This is a genomic window from Nocardioides korecus, from assembly GCF_054778395.1.
In genome coordinates, this window is sequence record NZ_BAAGZO010000003.1 from 89,461 (window position 1) to 107,885 (window position 18,425).

The 18,425-nt window shown below is 74.4% G+C and carries 17 protein-coding genes; 15 read left to right on the forward strand and 2 right to left on the reverse strand.

Annotated elements, in window-relative coordinates:
• Position 1 precedes the first annotated feature (1 nt).
• The 9 genes from ftsW to ACYVDA_RS06650 all read left to right on the forward strand — a co-directional run bounded on the left by ftsW (position 2) and on the right by ACYVDA_RS06650 (position 8,873).
• Entirely contained in the window at positions 2–1,366 is a 1,365-nt protein-coding gene (ftsW, locus tag ACYVDA_RS06610; protein WP_460816299.1) for a putative lipid II flippase FtsW, read from the forward strand.
• Entirely contained in the window at positions 1,363–2,508 is a 1,146-nt protein-coding gene (gene murG / locus ACYVDA_RS06615; RefSeq protein WP_460816301.1) for an undecaprenyldiphospho-muramoylpentapeptide beta-N-acetylglucosaminyltransferase, read from the forward strand. Before ftsW ends, murG begins: the two co-directional genes overlap by 4 nt.
• The gene (gene murC, locus ACYVDA_RS06620; RefSeq protein WP_460816305.1) at positions 2,505–3,968 is read left to right on the forward strand and encodes a UDP-N-acetylmuramate--L-alanine ligase; all 1,464 of its coding nucleotides are present in this window, start codon (positions 2,505–2,507) and stop codon (positions 3,966–3,968) included. The genes murG and murC overlap by 4 nt, the downstream gene beginning before the upstream one ends.
• Positions 3,955–4,770 (forward strand): cell division protein FtsQ/DivIB, encoded by an 816-nt coding sequence (locus ACYVDA_RS06625; protein WP_460816308.1) that lies wholly within the window; start codon positions 3,955–3,957, stop codon positions 4,768–4,770. Before murC ends, ACYVDA_RS06625 begins: the two co-directional genes overlap by 14 nt.
• 362 nt (positions 4,771–5,132) lie before the next feature.
• Positions 5,133–6,383 carry a cell division protein FtsZ gene (gene ftsZ, locus ACYVDA_RS06630; RefSeq protein WP_460816311.1) on the forward strand — a complete coding sequence of 417 codons (1,251 nt, stop codon included), beginning with the start codon at positions 5,133–5,135 and terminating at the stop codon, positions 6,381–6,383.
• Between the two features lie 87 nt (positions 6,384–6,470).
• Positions 6,471–7,238, forward strand: a complete 768-nt coding sequence (locus ACYVDA_RS06635; RefSeq protein ID WP_460816314.1) for a polyphenol oxidase family protein — start codon at positions 6,471–6,473, stop codon at positions 7,236–7,238.
• Positions 7,235–7,954: a YggS family pyridoxal phosphate-dependent enzyme gene (locus ACYVDA_RS06640; protein WP_460816316.1), complete on the forward strand. Its 720-nt coding sequence runs from the start codon at positions 7,235–7,237 to the stop codon at positions 7,952–7,954. The genes ACYVDA_RS06635 and ACYVDA_RS06640 overlap by 4 nt, the downstream gene beginning before the upstream one ends.
• 69 nt (positions 7,955–8,023) lie before the next feature.
• Positions 8,024–8,539 carry a cell division protein SepF gene (locus ACYVDA_RS06645; protein WP_460816318.1) on the forward strand — a complete coding sequence of 172 codons (516 nt, stop codon included), beginning with the start codon at positions 8,024–8,026 and terminating at the stop codon, positions 8,537–8,539.
• A gap of 37 nt (positions 8,540–8,576) precedes the next feature.
• Positions 8,577–8,873 (forward strand): YggT family protein, encoded by a 297-nt coding sequence (locus tag ACYVDA_RS06650; RefSeq protein ID WP_460816320.1) that lies wholly within the window; start codon positions 8,577–8,579, stop codon positions 8,871–8,873.
• Positions 8,874–8,908: 35 nt separating this feature from the next.
• Here the strand turns inward: ACYVDA_RS06650 and ACYVDA_RS06655 are convergent, their stop codons facing one another.
• Positions 8,909–9,430: an AAA family ATPase gene (locus ACYVDA_RS06655; RefSeq protein ID WP_460816322.1), complete on the reverse strand. Its 522-nt coding sequence runs from the start codon at positions 9,428–9,430 to the stop codon at positions 8,909–8,911.
• 175 nt (positions 9,431–9,605) lie between these two features.
• Here ACYVDA_RS06655 and ACYVDA_RS06660 point away from each other — a divergent pair, with 175 nt between their 5' ends.
• Positions 9,606–10,532 (forward strand): DivIVA domain-containing protein, encoded by a 927-nt coding sequence (locus tag ACYVDA_RS06660; protein WP_460816324.1) that lies wholly within the window; start codon positions 9,606–9,608, stop codon positions 10,530–10,532.
• Between the two features lie 99 nt (positions 10,533–10,631).
• Here ACYVDA_RS06660 and ileS read toward each other — a convergent pair whose 3' ends face one another.
• The gene (gene ileS, locus ACYVDA_RS06665) at positions 10,632–13,829 is read right to left on the reverse strand and encodes an isoleucine--tRNA ligase (protein WP_460816326.1); all 3,198 of its coding nucleotides are present in this window, start codon (positions 13,827–13,829) and stop codon (positions 10,632–10,634) included.
• A gap of 412 nt (positions 13,830–14,241) precedes the next feature.
• Between ileS and ACYVDA_RS06670 the strand changes: the two genes are divergently transcribed.
• Genes ACYVDA_RS06670 through ACYVDA_RS06690 form a run of 5 tightly spaced genes read left to right on the forward strand, consistent with a single transcriptional unit; the run spans position 14,242 to position 18,313 of the window.
• Positions 14,242–14,847, forward strand: a complete 606-nt coding sequence (locus tag ACYVDA_RS06670; protein ID WP_460816328.1) for a TraR/DksA family transcriptional regulator — start codon at positions 14,242–14,244, stop codon at positions 14,845–14,847.
• Complete coding sequence (gene lspA / locus ACYVDA_RS06675) at positions 14,820–15,413, forward strand: signal peptidase II (RefSeq protein ID WP_460816331.1); 594 nt, start codon at positions 14,820–14,822, stop codon at positions 15,411–15,413. The genes ACYVDA_RS06670 and lspA overlap by 28 nt, the downstream gene beginning before the upstream one ends.
• Complete coding sequence (locus ACYVDA_RS06680) at positions 15,410–16,348, forward strand: RluA family pseudouridine synthase (RefSeq protein ID WP_460816334.1); 939 nt, start codon at positions 15,410–15,412, stop codon at positions 16,346–16,348. The genes lspA and ACYVDA_RS06680 overlap by 4 nt, the downstream gene beginning before the upstream one ends.
• Entirely contained in the window at positions 16,338–17,084 is a 747-nt protein-coding gene (locus tag ACYVDA_RS06685; protein ID WP_460816336.1) for a GNAT family N-acetyltransferase, read from the forward strand. The genes ACYVDA_RS06680 and ACYVDA_RS06685 overlap by 11 nt, the downstream gene beginning before the upstream one ends.
• A complete protein-coding gene (locus tag ACYVDA_RS06690) occupies positions 17,081–18,313 on the forward strand; it encodes an MFS transporter (RefSeq protein WP_460816337.1) in 1,233 nt (410 codons plus the stop codon). The genes ACYVDA_RS06685 and ACYVDA_RS06690 overlap by 4 nt, the downstream gene beginning before the upstream one ends.
• Positions 18,314–18,425: the final 112 nt, after the last annotated feature.

Below are 18,425 nucleotides of genomic sequence, written 5' to 3' on the forward strand. Positions count from 1 at the left end.
CGTGAGCGTCACGAGCCAGACGCAGCACCAGCCACGGGTCTCCACCCGGACGGGCGGGACCGGGAGCCCCGGGTCCGTCGGCGCCACCACCGGCGTCCTGAGCGGGGTGCGCACCTGGTTCGTGGGCCTGCGCCACCAGCTCCGGCGCCCTCTGGCGTCCTACTACCTGCTCCTCGGCGGCTCCACGCTGCTGCTGGCGATCGGGCTGATGATGGTGCTCAGCGCCTCCAGCGTCTACTCCTTCCGGCTGCACGGATCGAGCTACTACATCTTCTTCAAGCAGCTCACCTGGGTCGCCATCGGGCTGCCGGCCGCCTGGGCCGCGAGCCGGATGGACCGCCGCTGGTTGCGGCGGCTCGCCTGGCCCGCGGTCGGCATCGCCGTGGTCCTGCTGATCCTGACCCAGACCAGCCTCGGCTTCGCCGTCAACGGCAACCGCAACTGGCTGGCGCTCGGGCCGCTGACGGTGCAGCCCTCGGAGATCGCCAAGCTGGCGGTCATCATCTGGGCCGCCGACGTCTACGCCCGCAAGGAGCGGCTGCTCGACGACCCCAAGCACGCCCTGGTCCCCGTCGCGCCCGTCATCGTGCTGATCTGCGCCCTGGTCGTGATCCAGCACGACCTCGGGACCGCGCTGGTGCTGTTCGCGATCCTGCTCGGGATGCTGTGGGTGGTCGGTCTGCCGGCCCGGATGTTCGGGATCGCGTTCTCCGCCGTCGGCGTGCTGGTGTTCTACCTCGCGGCCTCGAACGCCGAGCGGATGCTGCGCATGACCAGCTTCATGGACCCCTTCGCCGACTTCAAGGGCGCCGGCTGGCAGGCCGGCCACGGCCTCCTCGGCATGGCCAGCGGGGGCGTGCTCGGCAAGGGCCTCTCGGCCAGCCAGCAGAAGTGGGGCAACCTGCCCGAGGCCCACACCGACTTCATCTTCGCCGTCCTGGGCGAGGAGCTCGGGCTGATCGGCACCCTGCTCGTGCTGTGCCTGTTCGGCGCCATCGCCTGGGCGGCCATCCGGCTGGCCGCGACCACCCAGGACCCGTTCGTCCGCTACGTCACCGCGGGGGTGACGATCTGGCTCATGGTCCAGATGATCATCAACATCGGCATGGTGCTGGCGCTCCTCCCGGTCATCGGCATCCCGCTGCCCCTGGTCTCCTACGGCGGCTCGGCCCTGGTGCCCTCGCTGATCGGGCTGGGCCTGCTCGTGGGCTTCGCCCGCAACGAGCCCGAGGCCAAGGCCGCCCTGGCCGACCGGCGGGGTGCCCGCGCCCCCCGTGCGGGCCGCGCTGCCCGGGCGGGCCGGCCCGGCACCGTCTCCGCCGCCGGTCGGCGCACGCGCTCCTCCTCGAACGGCCGCGGCCGATGAGCGCGTCCTCCTCGCCGGCCTCGCCGGCCCCGCTGCGGGTCCTGCTCGCCGGGGGCGGCTCGGCGGGTCACACCTCGCCGCTGCTCGCCACCGCCGAGGCCCTGCGCCGCCTGGTGCCCGACGTCGAGATCACCGCCCTGGGCACGGCCCGCGGGCTGGAGACCCGGGTGGTCCCCGAGGCGGGCTACCCGCTCGAGCTGGTGCCGCCGGTCCCGCTGCCCCGCAAGGTCGGCGCCGACCTGGCCCGCGTCCCCGGTCGGCTGCGCGGTGCGCTCAACGCCACGCTGGAGGTCCTGGACCGGGTGCAGCCCGACGTGGTGGTCGGCTTCGGCGGCTACGTCTCGGTGCCGGCCTACCTCGCCGCCCGGCGGCGCGGCCTGCCGATCGTGGTCCACGAGGGCAACGCCCTTCCCGGGGTCGCCAACAAGCTCGGCGCCCGGCTCACCCGCCACGTGGCGACCAGCTTCCCCGGCACCGAGCTGCGCCACGCGACCTGCACCGGTCTGCCGGTGCGCCGGATGATCAGCACCCTGGACCGCGCCGCGCTGCGCGCGCAGGCCCGCGCCGAGTTCGGGCTCGACGCCGACGCCCCCACGCTGCTGGTCACCGGCGGCTCGCAGGGGGCTCGGCGACTCAACCGGTCCGTGGCCGCCGCCGCGCCGGCGCTGGCCGCCGCCGGCGTGCAGGTCCTGCACGTGGTCGGGCCCGCGGGCGAGGCCACCCCCGAGACCGTCCCGGGCGGGCCGGCGTACGTCGTGGTGCCGTTCGTGTCCCGGATGGACCTCGCCTACGCCGCTGCCGACGCGGTCCTGTGCCGGGCGGGAAGCAACACCGTCACCGAGGTGTCCGGGGTGGGCCTGCCGGCCGTCTACGTGCCGCTGCCGATCGGCAACGGCGAGCAGGCGCTCAACGCGCGCCCGGTCGTCGACGCCGGCGGCGGGCTGCTGGTCTCCGACGCCGCGCTGACCCCCGAGTGGGTCGCGGCGAACCTGCCCGCCCTGCTGACCGATCCCGCCCGCCTCGCCGCGATGTCCGCGGCCGCCACCGGGGTGATCCCGCTCGACGCCGACGAACGCCTGGCCCAGGTCGTCCTCGCCGCCGCCGGCCGTCCGTCCCACGCAGCAGCCGGAGGTGCGGCGTGAAGGTCCCCGTTCCCGACGAGCTGCTGCCGGCCGACCGCCTCGGTGCCGTCCACTTCGTCGGCATCGGCGGTGCCGGCCTCTCCGGCATCGCGCGGATCATGCTCGCCCGCGGCCTGCGGGTGAGCGGCAGCGACGCCAAGGAGTCCACCACCCTGGAGGCCCTGCGCGCCCTGGGTGCGACCTGCCACGTCGGGCACGACGCGGCGCACGTCGCCGACGCCGACACCCTCGTGGTCTCGACCGCGGTGCGCGAGACCAACCCCGAGGTGGTCGAGGCCGCACGCCGGGGTCTGCGGGTGCTGCCGCGCTCGGCGGCGCTGGAGTCGGTGATGCAGGGCCGCACGGTCGTGGCCGTGGCCGGCACGCACGGCAAGACCACCACCACCTCGCTGCTCACCGTGGCCCTCCAGCACGCCGGGGCCGACCCGTCCTTCGCGATCGGCGGGGAGCTCAACGAGACCGGCTCCAACGCCCACGACGGCAGCGGCGAGATCTTCGTCGCCGAGGCCGACGAGAGCGACGGCGCCTTCCTGGTCTACTCCCCGCACGCCGCCCTGGTCACCAACGTCGAGGCCGACCACCTCGACAACTACGGCACCGAGGAGGCCTACCGGGCCGCCTTCGACCAGTTCGTCGACCGGGTCGACCCCGACGGCTTCCTGGTGCTGTGCGCCGACGACCCCGGGGCCGCGGCGCTGGCCGTCACCGCGCGGGAGCGCGGGCGCGGCGTGGTCACCGTCGGCACGCAGGAGGGGGTCGACGTCCGCGCCACCGGACTGACCTTCGCCGGCTCGACCAGCACCTTCACCGTGGTCGACCGGGGCCGCGAGCTCGGCGAGGTGACGCTGCGCATCCCGGGTCGCCACTACGTGCTCGACGCGCTGTGCGCGCTGGCCTGCGGGCTCCGGCTCGGGTTCGCCTTCGAGGACCTGGCCCGTGGGCTCGGCGCCTTCAGCGGCACCCGTCGCCGGATGGAGCTCAAGGGCGAGGTCGGCGGCGTACGCGTCTACGACAGCTACGCCCACCACCCCCAGGAGATCAGCGGCGACCTCCAGGCCGCCCGGTCCCTGGCCGGCGACGGCCGGGTCGTGGTGGCCTTCCAGCCGCACATGGTGTCGCGCACCCGGATCTTCGGTCACGACATGGGGGTGGCGCTGGGGGCCGCCGACGAGGTCGTGGTGATGGACGTCTACGTCGCCCGCGAGGAGCCCGAGCCCGGCGTCGACGGCCTCCTGGTCTCCTCGGCGGTCCCGCTGGACCCCGAGCACGTGCTCTTCGAGCCGTCCTGGTCCTCGGTGGCCGGTCACCTGGTCGACCGGGCGCGTCCCGGCGACGTCGTCCTGACGCTGGGGGCCGGGGACGTCACCCTCCTCGGCCCGCAGGTCCTCGAGCTGCTCGCCGAGCGTGGCGCCGGAGCACGCGGTGGGGACCGGGGAGGCGCACCCGATGTCGATGCTTGACCGCCGCGCGCGCTCCTCGCGGTCCTCCCACGGCCGGGACGGTGCGCGGGTGCCGACCTCCGCGGGGCCTGACGAGCCGACCGTGCGGATCGCGCGGTCGGAGTTCGCCAAGCGGCGCCACGCCGGGCGTCGTCGTCGCTGGCGCATCGTCCTCGCGCTGGTGCTGGTCGCCGCCCTCGTGGCGGGGACCGGCTGGCTGGTCCTCGCCTCGCCGTACCTCACCGCGGAGCGGACCTCGGTCGGCGGGTCCGGCTCGGTGCCCGCGGCCCGGGTCGAGCGGGTCGCCCGGGTGCCGCTGGGCACGCCGCTGGCCCGGGTCGACCTGTCGGCCGTGCGCGCCCGCGTCGAGACCATCCCGGCCGTGCGTCGGGCCGAGGTCTCCCGCTCCTGGCCCCACACCGTGCGGATCGTGGTGACCGCACGGGTCCCGGTCGCGGTGGTCGACCAGGGCCAGGGCCTGCGCGCCGTCGACGAGCAGGGCGTGCTCTTCGGCTCCTACCAGTCGCGTCCCGCCGGTCTGCCGCTGATCACCACCCCGGCGGGCACGGCGTCCGAGGCGTTGGCCGAGGGGGCCCGCGTCGTGGCCTCGCTCGCGCCGGCGATCGCCCGGCGCGTGCAGACCACCGACGTCGCCAGCGTCGACCAGGTCACGCTGGTGCTCAGAAGTGGTCGCAAGATCGTGTGGGGGAGCGCGGAGCAGTCCGCGCTCAAGGCGCAGGTCGTCGAGGCGATGCTCCCGTCGGTCGCGGCCTCGGTGCGCCAGATCGACGTCTCGGTGCCCAGCCGCCCGACCACCCGCTGACCCGGGCGCGCTGACCCGGACGCACTGACCCGGCGCACCGGCGCGCGCCCTGCTGCCGGTCGGCCGCCGTCGGGGCCGACACGCGGTGGGACACGCCGGGCCCGGCGATCTCCTGGCAAAAGTTTTCCGGCGCGCCGCGTGTCGGTGCTGGAGTGCCGGGGCCGTGCGCCTAACTTCGTCTCACCACCACAGGTTGACATAACATTAACCCTCTACTGCAGGGTTAGGGTTCCCGGCCGGTGGCCTTCCCCGCAGCAGTCCAGCCAGACCCCCGCACGAACCCCGGATCCGCCTCGCGGATCCACCCAGGAGCCGTCCCGCAGCAGGGCGGGACGGCCCGCACAGAGTGAGAGGCACCCACCGTGGCAGCACCCCAGAACTACCTGGCCGTGATCAAGGTCGTGGGTATCGGTGGAGGTGGAGTCAACGCCGTCAACCGGATGATCGAGGTCGGGTTGAAGGGCGTCGAGTTCATCGCCATCAACACCGACGCGCAGGCACTCCTGATGAGCGACGCCGACGTCAAGCTCGACATCGGTCGTGAGCTGACCCGGGGCCTCGGCGCCGGCGCCAACCCCAACGTGGGCGCGCAGGCAGCGGAGGACCACTCCGAGGAGATCGAGGAGGTGCTCAAGGGCGCCGACATGGTCTTCGTGACCGCCGGCGAGGGTGGCGGCACCGGCACCGGCGGCGCGCCGGTCGTGGCCAAGATCGCCCGCTCGCTCGGCGCCCTGACGATCGGTGTGGTCACCCGCCCGTTCGCCTTCGAGGGTCGCCGTCGCGCCGGTTCGGCCGAGGAGGGGATCGCCACCCTGCGCGAGGAGGTCGACACCCTCATCGTCATCCCCAACGACAAGCTGCTGATGATCAGCGACCGCAACGTGAGCATGCTCGACGCCTTCAAGCAGGCCGACCAGGTGCTGCTCCAGGGTGTCTCGGGCATCACCGACCTGATCACCACCCCCGGCCTGATCAACCTCGACTTCGCCGACGTGAAGTCCGTGATGAGCAACGCCGGCTCGGCCCTGATGGGCATCGGCTCGGCCCGCGGTGAGAACCGCGCCGTCGAGGCCGCCGAGCTCGCCGTCTCCAGCCCGCTGCTGGAGGAGTCCATCGACGGCGCCCAGGGCGTGCTGCTCTCGATCGCGGGCGGCTCCGACCTCGGACTGTTCGAGATCAACGAGGCGGCCGCGATGGTCGCCGACGCCGTCCACGCCGACGCCAACATCATCTTCGGCGCGACGATCGACGACGCGCTGGGTGACGAGGTCCGCGTGACCGTCATCGCCGCCGGCTTCGAGGGTGGTCGTCCCAAGCGTCGCGAGGAGGCCCCGCTGGGTCGGCGTACGCCCCAGGCGCAGCCGCAGAGCCAGGAGGAGACCCGGGCCGCCGCCCGGGCCCTGGCCGAGCAGCGTCGGGCGCCCGAGTCCACCCCGCGTCGGGAGCCGGTGACCGTCGGCTCGACCGGTGCCCCCCAGCGCGGGTTCGGCGGTCAGCAGACCTCCGGCTCGGCGCCGCAGGGCGGCTCCGCCCCGACCTCGGCCCCGCGGCCCGCGCCGCGTCAGAACGGGTTCGGCGACGACGACCTCGACGTCCCGGACTTCTTGAAGTAGGGCGGTCGCTCACCGGTGTACTCCCACCGCAGCACCACCGGCCCCGTCGACCTGGCGTTCACCGACAGGCACGGCGGGGTCGGTGGCGTGCCCGCCACGGAGCCCTCCCCGGAGTCGGGTCCGGGCCCGGTTCCGGGCCTGGACCTCGCCGTGGACCCGGACCACGCCGGGGCGTCGGGGAGGTCCCACCTCGCGGGTGCCACCGGCGTACGACGACGCAACCTCGAGCTGGTGGTGGCCGACTTCGCGCCCGGGGCGACCGTGGTCGGGATGGAGCAGGTCCACGGTGACCGCGTCGTCACCGTGACCGACCCCGCGCGGGCCGCGGCCGGCCTCGAGCGGTGCGACGCCCTCGTGACCACCCTCCCGGACGTCGCGCTGGTGGTCCGGGTCGCCGACTGCGTCCCGGTCCTGCTGGTCGGTGCCGGGCCCGACGAGACCGGCTCCGACGAGCCCGGTCCGGATCGCGGTCCCGGTGGCGTGGTGGGCGCCGTGCACGCCGGCCGCCGGGGGGTCGAGCTCGACGCGGTCACCGCCGCGGTCGAGCGGATGCGTGAGCTCGGGGCCGGTGAGGTGGAGGCCTGGGTGGGGCCGCACGTCTGCGGCGCCTGCTACGAGGTCCCACCCCGGATGCGGGAGCAGGTCGCCGAGCGCGAGCCGTCGGCCGCCTCGACCACGTCGTGGGGCACCACTGCCCTGGACCTCGGCGCCGCCGTCGCCGCCCAGCTGCGCCGGGCCGGGGTGCCGGTGCACGACGTGTCGCGCTGCACCCTGGAGTCCCCGGACCTGTTCTCCTACCGCCGCGACGGGGCCCGCGCCGGCCGTCTGGCCGGGCTCGTGCGGAGGCGCGCATGAAACCCCCCGACCGCACCCCCGATCGCGCCGTCGCGCTGGAGCAGGGCCTGGCCCGGGTGCGCGCGAGGATCGCCGCCGCCTGCGAGCAGGCCGGGCGGGACCCGGGCGAGGTCACGCTGGTCGCGGTCACGAAGTTCTTCCCCGCCTCCGACGTGCGCCTGCTGGCCTCCCTCGGCGTCCACGACGTGGGGGAGAACCGCCACCAGGAGGCGGTCGAGAAGGCCGAGGAGTGCGCCGACCTGGGGCTGACGTGGCACTACATCGGGGGCCTGCAGAGCAACAAGGCCACCGCCGTCGCGTCGTACGTCGACGTGGTGCACTCCCTGGACCGGGCCAAGCTGGTCTCCGGGCTGTCCCGGGGTGCCGTCGAGCGCGGCCGCGACCTCGACGTCCTGGTGCAGGTCAGCCTCGACCCGCCCGGGGCCGACGGTCGCGCCGGCGCCGACCCCGAGCAGGTGCCCGCCCTGGTGGAGCGCGTGCTGGGCGCCGAGGGTCTCGTCCTGCGCGGGGTGATGGGGGTCGCCCCGCGCGATGGCGACCCTGCCGCCGCCTTCGCGCAGCTGGCGTCGGTGGCCGCGCAGGTGCGGGAGTCGCACGCCGGTGCGACCTGGATCTCCGCCGGCATGAGCGGCGACCTGGAGCAGGCGGTCGCCAGCGGCGCGACACACCTGCGGATCGGCTCCGCGGTCCTCGGACAGAGGCCCGCGGTCAAGTAAAGTCCCCACTGCCGTCGAGACACCTCGGCGTGCACCTTGAGCGCCACGAGAGCAGAGGAAACCCACGACATGAGCGCGATGCGGAAGATGGGCGTCTACCTCGGCCTGCTCGAGGACGCCGACGGTCACTACGCCGACGGCGCCTACGCCGATCCCGAGCAGGGCCACGACGAGCCGGAGCAGCGCCGCGAGCCCCGTGCCGAGACCCGGGTCCCGCGCCAGGAGTCCGACCCCGCCACCGTGGCCCACCTGGCCGAGCGTCGCCGCCCGGCCCCCGCCCCCCGTCCGGAGACGACCGTGGCCCCGCTCTCGCGCATCACCACGCTGCACCCGCGGACCTACAACGAGGCCCGCGTCGTGGGCGAGAACTTCCGCGACGGCGTCCCGGTGATCATGAACCTCTCCGAGATGGACGACACCGACGCCAAGCGCCTGGTCGACTTCGCCGCCGGCCTGGTCTTCTCCGTGCGCGGCTCCATCGAGCGGGTCACCAACAAGGTCTTCCTGCTGTCCCCGCCCGACGTCGAGGTCGCCGCCGAGGACAAGCGTCGGATGGCCGAGAACGGCTTCTTCAACCAGAGCTGATCGCGGTGCTCAGGAGCGGTCTCCTAGGCTCTGCCCCGTGAACATCGTCGGCCAGGTCATCGAGCTGGTCCTCAGCGTCTTCATCGCCCTGCTCTTCGTGCGGCTGATCGTCGACTGGATCCAGTACTTCGCCCGTTCCTGGACCCCCCACGGCCCTGTCCTGGTGGTGCTCGAGGGCGTCTACTCCGCCACCGACCCGCCGGTCCGGGCGCTGCGCCGCGTGCTCCCGCCGCTGCGGCTGGGCGGCATGGCCGTCGACCTGAGCTTCATCGCCCTGCTCCTGATCTGCTACGTCCTCCGGGCCCTGAACGCCGCCCTGCTGCTCCGCGGCTGACCCGGTCGCCGGGCGGGCCCCGGACCACGTCGTCCTCAGCCCGTCACGACCTCCGCGACGAGGCGAGCGACCTCGGCGGGGCTCCTGCCCGTGGTGTCGACGACCTCGGCGGCCTCGTGCAGCCAGGTGCGGGCCGCCTCGGCGTACGGCGCCAGGCGGGAGAGCCGGAAGGCCGACGGCCCCATCACCGTGTCGTGGAGGATGCGATCGCGGAGCACGTCCTGCTCCGCGTGCAGCACGACGTGCCGCACCGGGATCCCGTGCCCCGCGAGCCCCGAGCTGATCTCCTGCCAGTACTCCTGCACCAGGACCGTCATGGGGACCACCAGCGTGCCGCCCGTGTAGTCCAGGACCCGTCGGGCCGTCTCGACCACGAGCGGCCGCCACGGCGGCCAGTGCTGGAAGTCGTCGGTCTCCGGCAGCCCGGGGGTGATGTCCATCAGCGTCTCGCCGACCTTCTCGGCGTCGAGGACCCGGGCGTCCGGGAGCAGCGGTTGGACCAGGGCGCTGGTGGTCGTCTTGCCCGCGCCGTGGGTGCCGTTCAGCCAGACGATCACGAGATCGGACGCTACCGCCCGCATCGGTCGTGGCCGCGGACCGCGGTGCCGGCCGGGGGCGTTCCGACGCTAGGGTGGCAGGCGCCCGCGGCCCCGACGCGGTGCGCGCCCGGCCGGGCCCGACCCGGCGGCGCGGCCCGGGGCCCCACCGCGACCCGAGAGCTAGGTGACAGACATGGCGTTGACCCCCGAGGACGTGAGCAGCAAGCGGTTCACCCCCGTGAAGCTGCGCGAGGGCTACAACATGGCCGAGGTCGACGCGTTCCTCGACGAGGTCGAGGCCGAGCTGGCCCGACTGCTGGCCGAGAACGAGAGCCTGCGCAAGGGCGCCGGCGCCTCGACAGGTGACGACGGCGACACGGGGTCGGCGACCCCGAAGGCCCCCACGACGACGACCCCGGCCGCCGCCACGGCGACGGCGAAGGACTCGGGGGAGGACCAGCCGGCGACGCCCGCCGCGTCCGGCACGACCCGTCCCCGCCCCAGCGAGCAGATCAAGGTCACCACGGCCGCCGAGGCCGGCGCCGCCGCGACCCGCCTGCTCGAGCTGGCCACCCGCAACGCCGACCAGGTCGTGGCCGAGGCCGAGGAGCAGGCCGCCACCATCGTGGGCTCGGCCCGCACCGACGCGGAGTCGCTGCGCGCCCGGGCCCAGGAGGAGACCGAGAAGCTCAAGGCCGACACCCGCACCGAGGCCGACCGCGTGGCCGAGGAGGCGCGCGGTCGCTCCCAGCGGCTCGACGAGGAGACCGAGGGGCGCCGTCGTGCGGCCCTGGAGGACGTCGAGCGCGAGAAGAGCCGGCTCGACGCCGAGGTCGACACCCTGCGGGCCTTCGAGCGCGAGTACCGCAGCCGTCTGCGCAGCTACTTCACCCAGCAGCTCGAGGCCCTCGACTCCGAGGGTGGCGAGCTCGAGGGCGGCTCGGTCGACGGCGGTGACGGCCCGGCCCCCAAGCGGCTCAAGTCGATCCTGGGCGCGGCCAGCGAGCACGTCCAGGGCCAGGCCCGCCAGGGCGACGCGGCCCCCGCCGCCTCCCCGACCAACGCCCCCGCCGAGCAGGAGGGCGCGGCCACGCCGGGCGAGGAGCAGCCCCGGTCCTGACCCGGCCGGAGCCCAGCACGCCGCCGCCCACCAGGGGGCCGCGCCGACCGGCGCGGCCCCCTCGTGGCGTACGCCGGGCCGAGCGCCGGCGTGCCCGGCTCAGCCGGTGACGCGCTCGACGGAGAAGGCCAGCCCCAGGTCCTCGTCGCGGTGGGTCGCCCCGTCCGCCCCGGCCGCCCCGGGGCCGTCGACGGAGACCCGCTCGACGGTGGTGGCCAGCACCTCGCGGGCGACCAGGTCGACGTGCTCCTCCAGCGCCTCGGCGAGCTCGGCGCCGGCAGCGGAGTCGTCGGTGGCCCAGCGCAGCACGATCCGGTCGGAGACCTCGAAGCCGCTGGTCTTGCGCGCCTCCTGCACCATCCGCACCACCTCGCGGGCGAGCCCGGCCCGGCGCAGCGCGGGGGTCACCTCGAGGTCCAGGGCCACGGTCTCGCCCTGCTCGTTGACCACCGACCAGCCCTCGCGGGGACGCTCGGAGACGATGACCTCCTCGGGCAGCACCTCGACCGGCGCACCGTCGAGCTCGACGGTGGCCCGGCCGTGCTCGGCCAGGTCGGCCGCGAGCGCGGTGGCGTCGGCCGCGGCGATCGCGGCCGCGACCCGCGGGGTGTCCTTGCCGTGCCGCTTGCCCAGGGCCCGGAAGTTGCCCTTGGCGGAGTGCTCCACCAGGTCGGCCCCGGCCGCCGAGAGCGGCTCGATGCGGCCGATGTTGAGCTCCTCGGCGATCTCGCGGCGCAGCTCCTCGCTGAGCCGGTCGTGCGCCGAGGTCGCCACCAGGGCGCGACCCAGCGGCTGCCGGGTGCGGACCTTGGCCTCGGCACGGGCCGCCCGGCCCAGCTCGACCAGCCGCCGCGTCAGCGACATCTGCGCACCGAGCTCGGGGTCGACCAGGCCGGCGTCGGCCTCGGGCCAGTCCGCCAGGTGCACCGACCGGGGCGCCTGCGGCGAGGTCGCGACGAACAGGTCGCCCCACACCCGCTCGGTCACGAACGGCGTCATCGGCGCCATCAGCAGCGTGACGATCTCCAGGCACTCGTGCAGCGTCGCCAGCGCGGCGGGCTCGCCGGCCCAGAAACGCCGCCGGGAGCGGCGCACGTACCAGTTGGAGAGGTCGTCGACGTAGCCCGCGAGCAGGGTGCCCACGCGCTGGGTGTCGAAGCCCTCGTAGGCGGCGGTGACGTCGGTGACCAGGCGGTGCGCCTCCGACAGCGCCCAGCGGTCGAGCACGGGCCGGTCGGCGGCCGCGGGCGCGTCGTGGCCGGGCTCCCAGTCCGAGAGGTTGGCGTAGAGCGCCTGGAACGCGACGGTGTTCCAGTAGGTCAGCAGGACCTTGCGGACGGTCTCCTGGATCGTGGTGTGCCCGACGCGGCGCGCGGCCCAGGGGGACCCGCCGGCCGCCATGAACCAGCGCACGGCGTCGGCGCCGTGCTCGTCCATCAGCGGGATCGGCTCCACGATGTTGCCCAGGTGCTTGGACATCTTGCGGCCGTCCTCGGCCAGGATGTGGCCCAGGCAGACGACGTTGCGGTACGCCGACTCGCCGAACACCAGCGTGCCGACGGCCATCAGCGTGTAGAACCAGCCGCGGGTCTGGTCGATCGCCTCGGAGATGAAGTCGGCCGGGTAGGCCTGGTCGAACCGCTCGGCCGAGCCCGCGACGTGGGGGTAGCCCCACTGGGCGAAGGGCATCGACCCGGAGTCGAACCACGCGTCGATGACCTCGGGCACCCGCCGGGCGACCTCGCCGCAGGTGGGGCAGGCGAAGGTGATGTCGTCGACGAAGGGACGGTGGGGGTCCAGGGCCGACTGGTCGGTGCCGGTGAGCTCGGAGAGCTCGGCCCGCGAGCCGACGCAGACCTGGTGGTCGTCGTGGCAGCGCCAGATCGGCAGCGGCGTGCCCCAGTAGCGGCTGCGCGAGAGCGCCCAGTCGACGTTGCCGTTGAGCCAGTCGCCGTAGCGACCGTGCTTGACCGTCTCTGGGAACCAGGTGGTGGCCTCGTTCTGGGCCAGCAGCTGGTCCTTGATCGCGGTGGTCCGGACGTACCAGGACGGCTGGGCGTAGTACATCAGCGCGGTGTGGCAGCGCCAGCAGTGCGGGTAGCTGTGCTCGTAGGCGACGTGGCGGAACAGCAGCCCGCGGGTCTCCAGGTCGCGGACCAGGTCGGCGTCGGCGTGCTTGAAGAACTGACCGCCCACCAGCGCGATGTCGTCCTTGAAGTGCCCGTCGCCCTGGACGGGCACCACCACGGGCAGGCCGTAGCCGCGGCACACGGCCATGTCGTCCTCGCCGAAGGCCGGCGACTGGTGCACCAGGCCGGTGCCGTCCTCGGTGGTGACGTAGTCGGCCAGCACCACCAGGTGCGGGGCGGTGGCGCCGGGTTCGACGGGCGGGAACTCGACCAGGTCGAAGGGACGCTGGTAGGTCCAGCGCTCCATCTCGGCCCCGGTGAAGGTCTCGCCCGGGGTCCAGCCCTCGCCCAGCGCGGCCGCGAGGAGCGGCTCGGCGACGACGAGGGACTCCTCGCCGTTGCTGGCCACGACGTAGGTCACGTCGGGACGCACCGCGACCGCCGTGTTGGAGACCAGGGTCCACGGCGTCGTCGTCCAGACCAGCAGCGCGGCCCGGCCGGCCAGGGGGCCGGAGGTGAGCGGGAAGCGCACGTAGACGCTGGGGTCGGTCACGGTCTCGTAGCCCTGCGCGACCTCGTGGTCCGAGAGGCCCGTCCCGTCGCGGGGGCAGTACGGCGCGACCCGGTAGTCCTGCACGAGCAGGCCCTGGGAGTGGATCTCCTTCAGCGCCCACCACACCGACTCGACGTACTCGGGGTCCATCGTGCGGTAGGGCTCGCGCATGTCGAGCCAGCAGCCCATCCGGTCGGTCATCTGCTCCCACAGGTCCACGTGGCGCTGCACCGACTCGCGGCAGCGCTCGTTGAACGCCGCGATCCCGAAGGCCTCGATGTCGGACTTGCCGGAGAACCCGAGCTCCTTCTCCACGGCCAGCTCGACCGGGAGGCCGTGGCAGTCCCAGCCGCCCTTGCGGTTGACCTGGTGGCCGCGCATCGTGCGGAAGCGCGGGAAGACGTCCTTGAAGGTGCGGCTCTCGATGTGGTGGGTGCCGGGGCGGCCGTTGGCGGTCGGCGGGCCCTCGTAGAAGGTCCAGGGACCCGGCTCCGCGCGGTCGGCGTTCTTGGCCACGGACCGGCTGAAGATGTCCTCGCGCTGCCAGAAGGCGAGGACGTCGCGCTCGAGGGCCGGCAGGTCGACCTGAGGCGGGACGGGCTGGTAGGTGCTCACGGGGGTGTCCTTCGTCGGCGTGCAGTGACGAAGGGACGAGGTCGGCGTGCGCCGGGCCCCGCGGTACCACCCTCCTTGGCCGGCGTGGTGCGTGCCGACCCGCTCCTTGGGCACCGCTGCCGGGTCTAGTCCGTGGCCCCCGGGAGGGACACGTTTCTTCCGGCGGCTCGGGGGTGATGCTCCCCACTGCCGTGCCACCGGGCTCGCACCGTCCCCGACTCGCTCCTGGCCGTGCAGCGGCTCGGTTCCCCGTCCACGCCGTGCGGTGGGAGCAGTCTACGCACGCCCGGGGGAGCCGGCCCGCCCCTGCGCCGGGTCGTCGCGCTTGTAGGGGTTGGAGCGGCCACATATCCTCACGCCCAGCACGTGTGCGCTCGGGGCGCACCGCCTGACTGACAGGGATCTCTCCGCCATGGCAGCAGCGACCACGAAGCAGGCGGTCAGCCCCGCCACCCCAGCCGTCGAGAACCGAGCGGCCACGACCACGGCGAGCGGAGCGGCGGCCAGCACGCCGTCCGCCGCCATCACGACCCCCGCGAAGAAGGCATCGGTGGAGAACATGACGACCCAGACCACTCCGGCCACACCGGCCACCCCTGACGTGCCCACGAAGGTCGCGCCCGCCGCCGGCCTGCTCGTCCTCGACCGCGAGGACCCCTGGACCAAGGCCGAGCTGAAGTCCGTGCGGGTCCAGCTCGTCGACGACGTCGAGCGTCTTGCCGGCGAGCTCGCCGAGGTCGAGGGCGACCTCGCGGGCATGATCGAGAACTCCGGCGAGGGCGCCGGTCACGACCAGGCCGACGTCGGGTCCGCGTCGTTCGAGCGCGACCAGGAGATGGTCATCGTGCACAACGCGCGCGACATGCTCGAGCAGTCGCAGCACGCGCTCGAGCGCATCGCCGACGGCTCGTACGGCGCCTGCGAGGTCTGCGGCCAGGCCATCGGCAAGAACCGCCTGATGGCGTTCCCCCGGGCGACCCTGTGCCTGAAGTGCAAGCAGCGGGAGGAGCGTCGCTGAGCACCGACCGGTCGCCCGACAGCACCTCGCGCGACGACCACCCCGCGGACCTGCCCAGCGACCGGCACGGCGGGTCCCGGCGCGCTCCCGCGCTCGCCCTCGGTGTGGGCCTCCTCGGCCTCCTGGTCGACCTCGGCACCAAGCAGCTCGCCGTGCAGGAGCTCACCGGCCGCGCGCCGGTGCGGGTCCTGGGCGAGGTGCTGCAGCTGAGGCTGATCCGCAACCCCGGCGCGGCCTTCAGCGCCGGCGCCTCGATGACCCCGGTGATCTCGGTGGTCGCGGTCGTCGCGGCCGTCGTGGTCCTGACCTACGTGCGCCGGGTGCGGCACCGCGGCTGGGCGGTGGCCCTCGGGCTCCTGCTCGCCGGGGTCGTCGGCAACCTCGCCGACCGGCTGTTCCGGCCGCCGGGTCCGCTGCGCGGTCACGTCGTGGACTTCCTGGCCCTGCCCCACTGGCCGATCTTCAACGTCGCCGACGTGTGCATCGACCTGGCGGCGGTCCTGCTCGTGGTGCTGCTCCTGCGCGGCGTGCGCCTCGACGGCACCCGTCACGAGGGCCGCTCGTGAGCGCCGACGGCGAGTCCCGCACCCTGCCCGTCCCCGAGGGGCTGGGCGGCGAGCGCGTCGACGTCGGGCTGGCGCGGCTCTTCGGGGTCTCCCGCAGCCACGGCGCCGAGCTGATCGCGGCCGGCCACGTCCAGGTCGACGGGGCCCGTGCGGTCAAGTCCGACCGGCTCCTGCCCGGCGCGCAGCTCGAGGTGTTCTTCCCCCACGAGACCGACCCGCTCGAGGTCGTCGCCGAGGTCGTGGAGGGCATCGGGATCATCCACGACGACGACGACATCGTGGTCATCGACAAGCCCGTCGGCGTGGCCGTCCACCCCTCGATGGGCTGGACCGGTCCCACGGTCGTGGGCCACCTGCGCGGCGCCGGCTTCCGGATCTCCACCAGCGGCGCCTCCGAGCGCCAGGGGATCGTGCAGCGCCTCGACGTCGGCACCTCCGGGGTGATGGTGATCGCCAAGAGCGAGCGCGCCTACTCCCTGCTCAAGAACGCCTTCCGGGAGCGCACGGTCGACAAGACCTACCACGCGCTGGTCCAGGGTCACCCGGATCCGCTGGAGGGCACCATCGACGCCCCCATCGGGCGGCACACCAGCTCGGACTGGAAGTTCGCGGTCCGTGACGACGGCAAGCACAGCGTCACCCACTACGAGACCCTCGAGGCCCACCGCTTCGCGAGCCTGCTCCAGGTGCACCTCGAGACCGGCCGCACCCACCAGATCCGGGTGCACATGGCCGCGCTGAAGCACCCGTGCGTGGGCGACCTGACCTACGGCGCCGACCCGACCCTGGCCAAGCGGCTCGGCCTGGAGCGGCAGTGGCTGCACGCGGTCCGGCTCGGCTTCGAGCACCCGGGCACCGGCGAGCAGGTCAGCTACGAGTCGTCGTACCCCGACGACCTGGCCGAGGCGCTCGAGGTCGTCCGCGGTGCCGCCTGAGGCCGAGACCTTCGACCTGCGTCCCGGCGAGCCCGAGGACCTCGAGGGCGTCCACGAGGTGTTCGTCGCCGCGAGCGGCGGACCGGGCCAGATCCCCGAGCGGCGTTCGCCGGAGCAGGTGCGTGCCTGGGTGCTCGGCCTGCTCGACCTCCCCGGACGCGAGCTGTGGGTGGCCGAGCGCGACGGCACCCTGCTGGGGTTCCTGCTGCTCGAGGGGGAGTGGATCAACCTCGTCTTCGTGCACCCCGGGCGGGCTGCTCGCGGGGTGGGGGCGGCGTTCCTCGACCTGGTGCGCGCGCTGCGTCCCGAGGGGTTCGGGCTGCGCGTCCACCTGTCCAACGACCGCGCCCGCGCCTTCTACCGCCGTCAGGGCCTGGTCGAGCTGGAGCGCACCGACGGACGGGGGTACGCCGACGGCGAGCCCGACCTCCAGATGGCCTGGCTGGGCGCCGACCCCACGGCGTACCTCCGCCGGCGCATCGACGCCGTCGACGACGAGCTGGCCGTGCTGCTGGCGCGCCGCACGGCGCTGACCGCCGCCGTCCAGGACCAGAAGCTGGCCGCCGGTGACCCCGGGGGCCACGAGGGTCGCGACCCCGAGCGCGAGGCGCAGATCGTGGAGCGGATGGCCCGGCAGGTGCCCGACCTCGACCCGGCGCAGGTGCGTCGCCTGATGCACGCCGTCATCGAGGAGAGCCTCGCCGCCTGGGAGCGCCGCCAGACCTCCGCCCCGTGACCGGCCCGGAGCTCCACGCCCCCGGGACGCCCGGCTTCCGGCGGCTGAACACCGCCGTCGGCCTGGCCGGGCTGGCCGCCTTCGGTCTGCTGTACGCCGCGCAGCCGGTGCTGCCCCAGATCGGGGCCGACCTGGGCGCGGGGCCGAGCGCCGCCAGCCTGGCCGTCTCGGCCAGCACCGGGGCCCTGGCCCTGACGGTGCTCCCGGTCGCCGCGGTGGCGGTGCGGGTCGGCCGGGTGCGGGTGATGCGGGTCGGCCTGGTCGCCTCGGTGCTGCTGACCGCCGCGGTGGCCCTGGCGCCCGACCTGACCACCCTGGTGGTGCTGCGCGCGCTCTCCGGGGTGTCGCTGGCCGCGGTCGTGGGGGTGGCGATGGGCCACGTGGGCGCCGAGGTCGACCCGCGCGGGCTCGGGTCGGCGATGGGCCTCTACGTCGCCGGGAACTCCCTGGGCGGCGTCGGCGGGCGGCTGGTCACCGCCGGGGTCTCCGACGGCACCTCGTGGCGCTGGGGCGTGGCCGCGCTGGCGCTGGCCGCGGCCGTGGCCACGGCCGCCTTCTGGAAGATGATCCCCCCGGCCCGGGCCGACCCCGCGCTGGGCCGGGGCGCCGGCCCGAGCGCCGACGGCGAGCCGGCGCCGCGGCTGCTGCGACGTCCCGCGCTGGTGGCCGTGGTCCTGGTGCCGTTCACGCTGATGGGCGGCTTCGTGGCGGTCTACAACTACCTGGGCTACCGGCTCTCGGCCGCCCCCTTCGACCTGCCGCCGGCGGTGCTCGGGCTGGTGTTCCTGGCCTACCTGGCCGGCACGGTGGCCTCGGCCGTGGCCGGACGGCTCGCGGACCAGGTCGGTCGGCCCCCGGTGCTGCTGGGCGCCACGCTGGTGATGGGCGCCGGTCTGGCGCTCACGCTCCCGGACCGGCTCTGGGTGGTCGTCGTGGGCCTGGTCGTGCTCACGGCCGGGTTCTTCGCCGCCCACGCCACGGCGTCCGGGTGGGCGCCAGTGGTGGCCGCGCCGCACGCGACCCGGGGGAGCGCGCTGTACGTCGCGGCCTACTACGCCGGGTCCAGCGTGTTCGGCCTCGCCGTGGGGCAGGCGTGGTCGACGTACGCCTGGGGCGGGGTGGTCCTCGCCGTCGGGGCACTGGTCGTGGGCGGTCTCCTGGCAGGGGCGTACGTCGCCCGCAGCACCCGATCCGACGCGCCGGTGGGTCGGGACCTGTCCCCGGGCTGACGTAGGCTGACCGCCTTCCCCGCAGCACCCGCACGACCCCCGTTCCACCCCCGTTCGACCCCCTGCTCGACCCCCGTTCGACCCCCGGCACGCGTGCCGGGGCACCACCCCG